The following is an 11,369-nucleotide window of genomic DNA, read 5'->3' as shown; positions in this document are numbered from 1 at the left end:
ATGCGCCGACCGCCAGGGTGCGCCCGGTATTGGGATCCGGTGGGCGAACCGGTGCTCGACGCCCGGCGTGCGCATTTGGCTCCTCAGCAGCGCCGAGTCCGGCAAGGTCGGCCGCCACACACCCGACAAGTTCGTGCGCGCCAGGCCAAGGCTAACGAGCTGATCAGAAAGGAAACACAGATATGACAACCGCGGTGATTGTGGATGCGATCCGTAGCCCATCCGGCAAGGGCAAGCCCGGCGGTCAGTTGTTCGGCGTCCATCCCGCCGACCTACTGTCGCGTGTGCTCAGCGGTCTGGTCGAGCGCACCGGCCTCGACCCCGCGTTGCTCGACGATGTGATCGGCGGTTGTGTCGGCCAGTCGGGTGAACAAGCCCTCAACATCACCCGCAGCGCCGTACTCGGCGCTGGCTTCCCCGAAGCGATTCCAGCCACCACGATCGACCGCCAATGCGGCTCCAGCCAGCAGGCCGCGCACTTCGCCGCCCAAGGCGTCATGGCGGGCGTCTACGACATCGTGATCGCGTGCGGGGTGGAGTCGATGAGCCGGGTCCCGATGGGGACCGCACCTATGGGCAAAGACGCATTCGGTCCCGCAGTGGCGACCCGCTACCCTGAGGGTCTGGTCGGCCAGGGCATCTCAGCCGAGATCATCTCCGCCAAGTGGAAGCTCGACCGCACCACCCTGGACGAGTTCTCCGCCCGCTCCCACACCCTCGCTGCGGCAAGCGATTTCAGTGGCGAGATCCTGCCGATCACGGTTGACGAGCCGGACGGGACACAGCGCACCCTCACCATCGACGAGACGGTGCGAGCCGGCACCAGCGTCGAGAGCCTGGCCGGACTGAGGCCGTCCTTCTACAACGAGGAACTGGCCCGCCGCTTCCCGGAGATCGACTGGAAAATCACGCCCGGCAACTCCTCACCGCTCACCGACGGGGCGTCGGCAGTGCTGATCATGAGCGAGAAAAGTGCCGCGGCGCTCGGGCTGCGGCCGCGAGCCCGGTTCCACAGCTTCGCCGTCACCGGCAGCGATCCCCTGCTCATGCTCACCGGTGTCGTCCCGGCCACGCAAAAAATCCTCGCCCGGTCCGCGCTGTCGATCGATGACATCGACGCCTACGAAGTCAACGAGGCCTTCTCGCCGGTACCGTTGGTCTGGCAGCAGGAACTCGGTGCCGACCCCGAGCGGCTCAACCCCCGCGGCGGCGCGATCGCGTTGGGCCACCCCCTGGGTGGGTCCGGCACCCGCCTGCTGACCACACTGCTGAATCAGCTCGAGGCGACCGGCGGCCGGTACGGCCTGCAGACCATGTGCGAGGGCGGCGGCATGGCCAACGCCACCATCATCGAACGGCTGTAGCGGCGCTGTCGGTCCGGCCGCTGAGGCCGCAGAACTCATCAACGGCCGCCTCGCGGCCGTCGTCCGATAGCAATGCATCAGGAGAGGGAACTCATATGGAGATCGACAACACCGTCGCGGTGGTGACCGGCGGCGCATCGGGACTCGGGCTGGCCACCGTGCGGGAACTGCACGGCAAGGGTGCCAAAGTGGTGATCGTCGACCTGCCGTCATCGCCAGGTGAAACCGTCGCCAAGGAACTCGGCGACGGAGTGGTCTTCGCTGCCGCCGACGTGACCGACGAAGCTCAGATCGAGGCCGCGCTGGACGCCGCTGAGGAGCTGGGTACGCTGCGGATCGCGGTGAACTGCGCGGGGATCGGCAACGCGGTCAAGACCGTCGGCAAGAATGGCGTATTCCCGCTGGACAGTTTCACGAAGGTCGTGAGCGTCAACCTGATCGGCACCTTCAACGTGATCCGTCTTGCGGCCGAACGCATCTCGAAGACCGACCCGGTCGGCGAGGAACGCGGCGTCATCATCAACACCGCCTCGGTCGCCGCGTTCGACGGCCAGATCGGCCAGGCTGCCTACTCCGCCTCCAAGGGCGGCATCGTCGGTATGACCCTACCCATCGCCCGGGACCTGGCGAGCTTGAAGGTCCGAGTGGTCACCATCGCGCCCGGCCTGTTCCATACTCCGCTGTTCGCCACCCTGCCCGAGGAGGCCGTTGCCTCGCTCGGTGCTCAGGTTCCGCACCCCTCGCGACTCGGTGACCCTGCCGAGTACGCTGCACTAGCCCGGCACATCGTAGAAAACCCCATGCTCAACGGCGAAACCATCCGTCTCGACGGTGCCATCCGGATGGCACCGCGCTGACCCCGGTATCGTCACGCTGTCCGGCAGCATGTTCGATAGGTGGTCAATGGGTCAGAGCAGTGGCGGTGCCGTCGACGCCGATTGGCGGCATGTCCAAAAACTCGAGCTCACCCCCATTCTGGAGGTGGCGCTCGACGCCTTCTACGAGCACGGCTTCCACGGCACCACAGTGCGCGACATCGCCCGTCGCGTCGGGCAGACCGTACCTGCGCTGTACTACCACCATGAGAACAAGGAAGGGGTTCTGGTCGCCCTGCTCGAGTTGAGCACCGGCGACCTGAGCCGACGGGTCCGGGCCGCCACCGCGGCAGCCGACCCCCGCCCCCGGTCGCGGCTGGTCAACGTAATTGAAGCGATCGTGCTGCATATGACACACCGCAACCGCCTAGCGGCGCTGGACTCGGAAACGCGACATCTGTCCCCCGGCAACCGCGCCCGCTATGCGGCCCGCCGCAAGGAGATCGAGAACCTGATGTTCCAGATCGTCGACGACGGAGTCCGCGACGGTGTGTTCACCGCGACCGAACCCGTGGAAACAGCGCGAGCGCTGCTCGGCATGTGCCAATCCATCGGCCGCTGGTACCACTCTGACGGCGCGCTGAGCCCACCCGAGGTCGCCAACCGATATGTCGATATCGCCCTGTTGACCGTAGGCGCAACAAGTTGACCGTGCACGCCGATCTCACGTCGCCGTGACCGCCGAGCGGGCGCGCGGCGCGGCTTGTTCCGGTCGCCCACAACGTGGGCCGCACGACTCTCACACCCTGGATCAACTCAGATATCCGAGTCAGCGGGGCCTGTGGCTGTGCGTTTCTGGATGTGTTTGGTCTGATGGTTGGCACCGAGTTCCGGGGAGTAAGACATGCGAAGGTAGCCGCAGAGGACGTCGATACATTGCCGGCGGCGCAGGCCGGTGGCTTCGTCGGTGACGCCGACCATCGCGTAGACGCCGGCGATACGGACCGCGACCTGGCTGGACCCGAGTTGCGCGGGGGCCGCGCCGAAGCGTTCGTCGAAGCGGCCTTGTCCGATGTCGCGTTGGCGGTAGTAGGCGACGACAGGACGACAACGGCGCCTACGCCATCAGCGACAGTGAGTGCGAGTTTGGTGATGTCGATCGGGTTGGCCGGAGTGGTGCTGGTGTAGATCAGACCGCGCAGGATCCAGATCGCCAGCAGGGCGGTGCCAGCGCCTCCGGTCACCGCAAAACAAACCGCGGGCAGCAGCGGTAACGGCAACTGAGATTCGCTGCCGAGTCGAACGAGCAATCGCCAATTTCAAGACCTGGCGAATCATGCACGCAATGCCACTAAGACTGTGCGCCTTGGGATTTCGGTAGGTTGACGAGGTCGATGGTAGGTGGTGCGTGGCGGGTACCGGTGTGGTGGGGTTGCTTGACGGGTAGTGGTTGTGGCGGGCGCGTTTGATGACACGGGGGTATTTGCGGGGGCGGCGGACGGGGTTGAGGTTGCGGGGCCTGGTGATACTACGTTTCACCTGGTTGAGGAGGGTTTTCTGGCGTCGAGGGGGAAAAAGCCGCCGGATCGTTGATGCGGCGGCGGATGATGCGCAGCGTGCGTGTGAACTTGAGCCGGTCGGGGTCGGTGTCGGTTTCGGTGGCTGCCCGGCAGATCAGGGCGGCGATGGCGTAGTGCGCCAACAGGTATCCATAGATTTCCTGGCGGACCATGTCGGGGCTTTTCGATCGCAGCACCCGGCCGGGGCCGCGCAGGCTCGTCTTGATCTCGGCGTTGACCGCTTCATGTTCCCACCGCTGATGGTAGCTATCGGCCAGCAAGCCTGCGGGGGCGTCGTCGGGATCGACGATATTGGTGATCAGGCAGACCAGTTCGGGCACCTCGTCGGTGTCGGTGCCGGCGTCGACCTGGTATTCCACGACCCGCACCAGCCGGGCGGTGGCCGCCGCGTCGGTGAGGTCGTCGCCGGCGCGGGCACGGTCGGCCAGCACGGCACGGACCTTCGCCGAAGTGCGGGGGGCGTACACGATCGAGGTGTATGAGCCGTCGGTGTGCGGGCCGGCGATGATCGGCAGTTTCATGATGTCGCCGATGCGCCACAACACGTCCGCGCCCGTAGCCAGAGCCGCGCACAGGCCGGCGAAACTATAGAAACCGGCATCGCCGAGCAATATCCAGCCAGGCCGCAGCAGCGGAAACAACGCGCGGGCGGCGCTGCGTTCCCCGGTGCCCTTGCCCACCACCGGTCCCAGATGAGCACCCAGGTCCACATGCGAGCCGCACTCGACCAATGTCACCGCCCGCACCCGCGGAAACGCACCCCCGGACGGGCGGCCGAACACGGCGTCGTTGGCGGCGGTATCGGGGACGTCGAACACGGTGCCATCGATGGACACCATCCGGCGCCCGGCGCAGAACGCGCCGCGGGTCAGCACATCAGCGACGGGCTCGGCGATCTGCTCGAACACCTCGGCCACCGGCTCGTATCCCAACCGCTGCCGCGCCTGGGTGATCGCACTCGACGACGCCGGCTCCCACCGCTGTTCCCATCCACCCCAAACAGTCAGCGGCTCAACCATATTCGACAACACCCCCTCGTAGTCGTCGTCGGCGAACAGTGCCATGGCCATCGCGAAGTTCACCATCACATGCGGCGGCAACGCCCCATCCGACCGCTTGGCCTGCTTGCCGTGCGCCGCGACCGCGTCATCGATCACATCCCGCGGAACCGAACTACTCAGCAACCCAACAGAAACCAGATTCATCAACCGGGCAGGCAACACACTCGACACCACCCCCACACGCTAACCGCCGACGGCCCAACCACCCCCACCGACACACCAAAACCCACTCCTACCAGCAGGATTCATCACACGCTTAGTGGCATTGATCATGCACGTCGACTACCGACTACCCCTCGACACCTTCACACAAACCATTTCCGCGGTCATCGGCCTGCACTTCTATCAACTGGCCTGTGAATAAGCCCCCTGCTTCTCGTCGTTTTCGTCGCACTCGCCCCGGCAGGATGGACGGCCACCACCGGCGGTCGCCGTGCCACTGTTCTCTCCGGAATACAAGGATGAAGCGGTTCGGATGGTGATTCGCTCAGGAATATCGGTGAGCGACAGACACGAATTCATCGGCGGCGAGAGGGCCAGCTATCCGGTCGTGAAGATAGTGACTTGACTTTCGCAGTTACGCGGCCGCTTCAAGCCAGGCTGCCTGGACTTCCATGATTTCCTGGGTTGTCGCTGGTCGGGGTGATCCCGGGTTAAATCGAGTGGCGATGATCTGGCGTCGGAGCTTGGTGAGCTTGTCCAGGGTCGAGGGTTCGGTTTTGGTCCGGTACCAGGGTGCGGCATCGCGTCGTTGGGCGGCGTCGTCCTGGTGGTGGCCGGCCACGGCGTACCAGAGGATGAGGATGCTGTGGCATAGCAGCCCGAAGGGAACGGTCCGGGTGACCGCGGCCTGGACACGGTTGCTTGCTTGTCCGACACCGAGGATGTTTTTGACGTCGAAGAACGTGACCTCGATGGCCCAGCGGGCCGCGTAGCGGGCGATGATCTCCTCCGCGGTGGAGGTGAGGTCGGTGGTGATCAGCGCGATATCATACCCATGGGCGGCAATGGTTTTCGTGGTGCGTCCGGTGTTGCCTACAAGGATGACCCGGACCGGATCGGTGCGCCATGTCCCGAACCACAGACACACCAGTTCAGCGACTTTCACGGTGCTGGTGGTGCCGTAACGCGACACCGGTCACCGACTTCCAGATCACGGTCTTCGCGATGTCTGCCGGTGTGCCGATCCTGTTGCCTTTCAACGCCGGTCGGCCCCGCCTCCCCGTCCGGGGTGGGGCAGGCTGATAGAACACGGCGTTGACCTTGGCTCGGGTGGTGATCGTCATACCGTCACCGAGACCGGCGAACGCGCAGCACCCGTAGGCGGAATCGCCCACGAGGTGAACCGTGCGATCAGCGAACCGTTCAGCCAACAACTCGAGCATGTCGCGGGCCAGATCCGGTTTCGCTGGGCCGCCTTTGACCGCCAACGCGGCCAGGACCGGCAGCGCGACCGGCCGCGAACGCAACGGCAGCGTGACCACGATGGCCAGGACCACCCAGTTGTTGGGCGAACCCCAGCTTGACCTGCCCCGCCGCGGAGCCGTCATGGAACCAGCCCACCGCGTGCACGCGCTTGCCGCGACGTCGGAACACCGGTGTCATCGACGGCGACCGTGATCGCCGCGCCAGGCGAAAGTAGCTGGTTGACAATCAGTTCCGCCAGAATCAAGCCGACCTGCCGGGGTTCCATCGCGCCGTGGAGAAGAATCGGTGAGCCCGGCTGTGGTGGGCAGATCCGGGCCAACCCCGCACCGGTGAGCATCCCGCACACCGTCCGCGCCGCCGGTTGTGCGAACAAACCCGCCACCATCATCGTGAACGTCTCGAACGTCGGCGCGGTGAAACACGGCCGCAAGGAGGCCAGGACACGCGTGAGCGAGCCCGGTAAGGTTGGCACCTGGAGCATCGGCGGAACACTCTTCGTTTAGCGACGGGGGTTGTTACAAGCACCGCCGATGCTCCACCATCAAGCCCAAACCGCTTGCGCGACACGCCGTTACGTCAGGACGTCCTCACGCGGGCACCGCCGAGGCCCCGAGCCGGACTGCCTCGAAAGTGCGAAAGTCGAGGGCTTGATCCCGTGTCCATAATTCCGGGAACACTCCACTAGTCGAGCCGCCAGGCGAAAGGAGCTCAGGCACAAGCATCGCTCGATTGGCCAGAAGCAATCCCGTGAACAGTTCGGTGCACCGGTGATAGTCGGGAACCGTGACGATCAACTGGCTGCCCGAGGAATCAGTGCTCGAAGATCTGCTCGACGACTTCGGGTAGCCATGTAGTGTCTACCAAACCTGCGAATACACTGTGTTGAGATCGATCAGCATCGGGGCATCGCTGCGGTCCGGTCGCTGGCCGAGTTCGGCTCCCAATTCGCGGAGGTTCTCGTCGAATCCCGCCCCGCCGTAACAGGCAAGCACAGTCTGGCTCGTGTCGTATCCCTTGGCCGACAACAACTCCCGCGCACGACGTAACCGGTCCACGTGCCCGATCGTCATAGTACGGTCCCATTTAACCTCACCCAGCGATAGGATTCGCCGCGGCTGGTTGGTTTCCTCTGGAGCCACGACAGCGACATCGATCTGGATCTGCTTCTTGTCCCGCGGGTCGTTGACCGTCGCGGCAGCAACCTGCCCCGGCAGATCACCGAACACCTCGGCTCCGACCGACATCGCCCACTCCCTGCAGATCCCCTCGAAATGCGGGCCTACCACCTGTGACAAGAACGTCGCCCGCGAATTACGCCACGCCGCTTCGGGATTCCCACGCTCCAACCGAGTCCACTCACGCCGCATGATCGCCTCGTAGAACACGATCAGCGGCTCGGCCACCCGATACACCGACTTGCCCCGATTGAACGGGTCCGCCTCACGAGTGATCAACTGTGAGTCCTCCAGCACCGACAACGGATGTCCGATATCAGTGGAACCGCGCCCAATGGTGTTCGCGATCCCGCCACGGGTCGTGTGCCCGCCCGCGATAGCGCCCAGCACCGCGTGATACAGCGCCGCATCCCGGATCTCGGTCTCCTCCGCCAACAGATACCGCGCCTCCCGGAACAACGGCACCTGCGGGTTCAACACCGTGCGCAGCACCCAGGAATCGAAATCGTCCAGCGACTCCGGCGCATCACCCGCGACGAACTCACGCCGATACGCCGGCGTGCCACCGACGATCGCATGCACCAACACCGCCAATCGCGGATCATCGATCCCCCAGAACCGAGCCGACTCCCGATAACCGAGCGGTCTGAGGACCAACTCCATACTGGCTCGCCCACGCAGTGGAGCACTACCCGCCAGCAACCGCCCCATCACCGTCATCGCCGACCCACATAACAACAAGCGCGAACCCGCCCGCCGCGCATACCCACGCGGATCCAACGCCCGCTGCAACACCGACGGCAACGACGGACTCGCCTTGCTCAGATACGGAAACTCGTCGATCACAACCAGCCCATCCCCCACCACCGCGAACAACCGCTCCAGGGCCTCGTCCCAGTTCCGGAACGCATATCTGCCACCTCCCGCAAGTGCGGCGACCGCTTCCCCAAATCCCTCCAATGCCTCGACCTCCGTGGCATCGGTCGCGGTGAAGAAGAATCCGCCCACCACATCGGCGAGCGCGTCCAAGAGAAAGGTCTTCCCCTGCCGTCGCCGCCCGCTAACGATCCCCAACCGCACATCCGGGCTCGGCGAGGTCGCGAACCGCACCAGCCCCTCCCACTCGCGGTCGCGGTCGAACACCCAACCGGGCTTCATCAATGCTGTCATTCATATAACTATACTTCTAATAAATACACTTCTACAGTCGCTTCAATCGTCCTGCCAACGCATGTCGACTTCTATGGTCAGACCGTGCCCTGCCGGTGGCCGGGAGCAGTACAGCCAATGGGATGTCGTGCCCGCCAAGATGTTTGGTGTGAGCACTGGTCCATTGACCACACTGCAAGCACAAGCGATCCGGGAGGTACTGCAATGGTCAACCCAACACGCTCAAACGGACCCGACGGCGATACCACCCGGCCCCAATCGGCGGTGACCATCGAGGAGCCTATCGCCCGCCTCACCCCCGCAAACCCAGACCAAATCGCACCCATCATCCGAGCAGCCTTCGTCGGTAGGACCTCCACCGACGACAACCAAGACCCCACCCTGTCCATCCCCCGCCAAGTCACCACCTGCCAGGCCAAACTCGCCGGACTCCCGGTCCAAGTTGTCATCGTCGCCTACTACTGGGACATCGAAACCGGGCGCATGGATCTCGACAGCGCGGACACGGCACCGGCCACGAAAAATTCAACATCCCGGTCCCTCGTGACGGTGGCATCACCGACCTCCTCACCGCCGCGGCATCCCCGCAGCCCGCCTTCGATGTCGTCATCGCCGAACAAATCTCGCGCACCGCCCGCGACACCCACGCGTCGATGGAATTCGAACACCGGCTCAAACAGTGCGACGTCCAACTGTGGTTCGCCAACGAGCCCATCGAAATCACCACCGGAGATCCCCCCGCCACCACCATGCTGGTGCGTGGCATGAACCGCGCCACCGCCAACTGGTACGTCCGCAACCTCCTCGAACAATCCCGCGGCGGCACCGAACAACACATCACTGACGGTGAGTGCTCGACCCGTTGTCCGAGGTGGCGTCCAGCTAGAGTTTCTTGATCGCGCGGACGGCCTTGAGAAAGGGGACGGTCGCCGCTAAGCCTTTGCGCAGGCTTGGCTGTAGAAGGCTGACGTTCGCCAGGACCATGTAGCGCACGCCGCAGTCGCGCCACTGCGCCGCCTGCTCGACTATCTCGTTTGGAGTCCCGTTCAACACTATTTCCCGAATCAGTGACGGTGGGACTTGGCTGGCGTGAGTCAACGCCGTCTGCTCGTCCAAGGTGTACGGCAGGATGTCTTGGGCGCCTGCGAAATTGGCTCCCAAAGGATGTTCGGCACCGTGGCGGTTGAATACCTCCGCGGAGGCAGTGAGTGCCCACGCCTTGGCGGGCGTGGAGTCGAGTGCGGCGTCGACGTCGTCGCGATTGCTGCCGGTGATGACCGAGAACCACACCGCGGGAGTGATGGACATCGGGTCGCGCCCGGCGTCGGAGGCCGCCACTCGAATGACGTCGAGACGCTGCGCGTAATCCTGTGGCTGCTGCGGGAAGCCTGGGAGCCATCCGTCGGCATAGCGTCCGGCCGTCCGCAGCATTCGAGGGCCGTGGGCGGCGATCCAGATCTCCGGCCATTTCCCGCGATACGAGGGCAGATCGAACAGCGCATTGTGTAGGGGGAAGAACGGGGAGTCCCGGTTGACCAACTCGCCGCCAGAATCCCAGAGTGCCCGTATGGTCGCGACACCCTCCTCAAAGCGTGCGACCGGCTTGGACCAGTCCACTCCGTAGGGCTCGTTGCCCTCGCGTTCACCGGGACCGATGCCGAGTATCGCGCGGCCGCGGGTCAACAAGTGCAGCGTCGCGGCGGCCTGCGCGGTGACAGCGGGGTTCCGTCGTCCGGTGTCGGTCACTCCCACACCCAAGCGCAGGCGGCCGATTCGGTTCCGGGCGGCGAGGTGTCCGAGCATGGTCCACGGTTCGAGGTATGCGTCGCTTGTGGGGACGAGCTTCGTCGCGCCGCAATACTGCGGCCTCCATAGTGATCGCGGGAGCAGTCCGTTGATGTGGTCGGGGACCCAGAACGAGTCGGCAAGACTGGCGAGAGCACCGAGGTAACTGGCTCGGGTGAACCTGTCAGCTGTTGGGCGAGCGGCGACGATCGTATCCATGACGCCTACACGGAAACCGGACATCCGTCGAGCCTCTCGTCGAGTAGTTGGTAAGCGGAAAGGGTGTGGCTGTTGCCGGGTATGTTCGGGTGAGGAAGTCTTGGTTGGCGCGTGAGGCACTCGCGGCGGCGTAAACCCACACCGGCGTCGGGGAGCAGGTCCAGTATGCGGGCCGGGCCGCAACAGACTCATCAGGTTGCGTACTTTGAGCAGGGTTGTGCAGCGATCTCGGCGTGCCTCTGGGCGACTTGGTAGCTGTAGCCGAAGAGTTCAGCGGTCACGGCTTGCGCAACCCCAACCCTCGGAGTCCGATTGGGGTACTTCAGAATGAAAGGTTCTCGACACGCCGGTTGAACACGACGGCGATCAGGAATCCGGCCGCCGTCAACACAGCGGTGCTGGCATTGCCAACCACGACGAGCGCAACTGTCGCGATGATGATCAACACGAGGGCAGCGAGGTCCAGCAATCGACCCGCAGATGCCGGCGAGTCTGATTCACGACGTTCAGGCACTGTGGCCGCCGTCGTTGCAGGCTGGCGCGGGTGGCCGGTGACGATCGGCTTACGGACACCAGATCCGCTCATCGGTGCCGTCGGAGCGCGCTGAAGTCGGTCGCGTGGATGGTGAAGCCTTGCCGAGCGAAGTGCAGGGAATCGCGACCGTGGCCTGCTCCCAGTTCCAGCACCTTCTTGGCTCCGGCCGCCAGGAAGGTCTTGGCGGAATGCGCCGCTGGCACGGAGGCTGGTTGACACTGAGATCAGCGGCCGAAT

The 11,369-nt window shown here is 64.5% G+C and carries 13 protein-coding genes; 6 read left to right on the top strand and 7 right to left on the bottom strand.

Annotation, left to right across the window (positions count from 1 at the left end; genetic code table 11):
* Positions 1 to 182 precede the first annotated feature (182 nt).
* The 4 genes from ACV7NQ_RS30785 (at position 183) to ACV7NQ_RS30770 (ending at position 3,367) form a co-directional block, all read left to right on the top strand.
* A complete protein-coding gene (locus tag ACV7NQ_RS30785; protein WP_463362792.1) occupies positions 183 to 1,364 on the top strand; it encodes a thiolase family protein in 1,182 nt (393 codons plus the stop codon).
* Between the two features lie 95 nt (positions 1,365 to 1,459).
* The gene (locus tag ACV7NQ_RS30780; RefSeq protein ID WP_463362791.1) at positions 1,460 to 2,221 is read left to right on the top strand and encodes a 3-hydroxyacyl-CoA dehydrogenase; all 762 of its coding nucleotides are present in this window, start codon (positions 1,460 to 1,462) and stop codon (positions 2,219 to 2,221) included.
* Positions 2,222 to 2,267: 46 nt separating this feature from the next.
* Positions 2,268 to 2,888 carry a TetR/AcrR family transcriptional regulator gene (locus ACV7NQ_RS30775; protein WP_463362790.1) on the top strand — a complete coding sequence of 207 codons (621 nt, stop codon included), beginning with the start codon at positions 2,268 to 2,270 and terminating at the stop codon, positions 2,886 to 2,888.
* A 164-nt stretch (positions 2,889 to 3,052) separates the two neighbouring features.
* Complete coding sequence (locus ACV7NQ_RS30770; protein ID WP_463362789.1) at positions 3,053 to 3,367, top strand: hypothetical protein; 315 nt, start codon at positions 3,053 to 3,055, stop codon at positions 3,365 to 3,367.
* A gap of 340 nt (positions 3,368 to 3,707) precedes the next feature.
* On the opposite strand, the gene ACV7NQ_RS30765 is transcribed toward ACV7NQ_RS30770, so the two are convergent.
* From ACV7NQ_RS30765 to ACV7NQ_RS30755, 3 genes are all read right to left on the bottom strand, one after another.
* Positions 3,708 to 4,994 (bottom strand): IS4 family transposase, encoded by a 1,287-nt coding sequence (locus ACV7NQ_RS30765; protein WP_463362788.1) that lies wholly within the window; start codon positions 4,992 to 4,994, stop codon positions 3,708 to 3,710.
* Positions 4,995 to 5,397: 403 nt separating this feature from the next.
* The gene (locus tag ACV7NQ_RS30760; protein ID WP_463362787.1) at positions 5,398 to 5,955 is read right to left on the bottom strand and encodes a hypothetical protein; all 558 of its coding nucleotides are present in this window, start codon (positions 5,953 to 5,955) and stop codon (positions 5,398 to 5,400) included.
* Positions 5,915 to 6,370 (bottom strand): transposase, encoded by a 456-nt coding sequence (locus tag ACV7NQ_RS30755; RefSeq protein ID WP_463362786.1) that lies wholly within the window; start codon positions 6,368 to 6,370, stop codon positions 5,915 to 5,917. Before ACV7NQ_RS30755 ends, ACV7NQ_RS30760 begins: the two co-directional genes overlap by 41 nt.
* 96 nt (positions 6,371 to 6,466) lie before the next feature.
* On the opposite strand from ACV7NQ_RS30755, the gene ACV7NQ_RS30750 reads away from it, so the two are divergent.
* Positions 6,467 to 6,751, top strand: coding sequence for a hypothetical protein (locus ACV7NQ_RS30750; protein WP_463362785.1), 285 nt, complete (start codon positions 6,467 to 6,469; stop codon positions 6,749 to 6,751).
* A gap of 354 nt (positions 6,752 to 7,105) precedes the next feature.
* On the opposite strand, the gene ACV7NQ_RS30745 is transcribed toward ACV7NQ_RS30750, so the two are convergent.
* Positions 7,106 to 8,593: an AAA family ATPase gene (locus tag ACV7NQ_RS30745; protein ID WP_463362784.1), complete on the bottom strand. Its 1,488-nt coding sequence runs from the start codon at positions 8,591 to 8,593 to the stop codon at positions 7,106 to 7,108.
* A gap of 407 nt (positions 8,594 to 9,000) precedes the next feature.
* Here ACV7NQ_RS30745 and ACV7NQ_RS30740 point away from each other — a divergent pair, with 407 nt between their 5' ends.
* A complete protein-coding gene (locus tag ACV7NQ_RS30740) occupies positions 9,001 to 9,489 on the top strand; it encodes a recombinase family protein (protein ID WP_463365880.1) in 489 nt (162 codons plus the stop codon).
* On the opposite strand, the gene ACV7NQ_RS30735 is transcribed toward ACV7NQ_RS30740, so the two are convergent.
* The 3 genes from ACV7NQ_RS30735 to ACV7NQ_RS30725 form a co-directional block, all read right to left on the bottom strand.
* On the bottom strand, positions 9,476 to 10,621 hold the full coding sequence (locus ACV7NQ_RS30735) for an LLM class flavin-dependent oxidoreductase (protein ID WP_463362783.1): 1,146 nt from the start codon (positions 10,619 to 10,621) through the stop codon (positions 9,476 to 9,478). The two genes, ACV7NQ_RS30740 and ACV7NQ_RS30735, sit on opposite strands and share 14 nt — an antisense overlap.
* Before the next feature lie 298 nt (positions 10,622 to 10,919).
* Positions 10,920 to 11,042, bottom strand: coding sequence for a hypothetical protein (locus tag ACV7NQ_RS30730; protein ID WP_463362782.1), 123 nt, complete (start codon positions 11,040 to 11,042; stop codon positions 10,920 to 10,922).
* 137 nt (positions 11,043 to 11,179) lie between these two features.
* A complete protein-coding gene (locus tag ACV7NQ_RS30725; protein WP_463362781.1) occupies positions 11,180 to 11,335 on the bottom strand; it encodes a hypothetical protein in 156 nt (51 codons plus the stop codon).
* Positions 11,336 to 11,369: the final 34 nt, after the last annotated feature.

It is taken from the genome of Nocardia sp. Tas62D01 (genome assembly GCF_055232035.1).
Note: the sequence above shows the minus strand (reverse complement) of the source record. Positions and strands in the feature narration are given on the sequence as shown.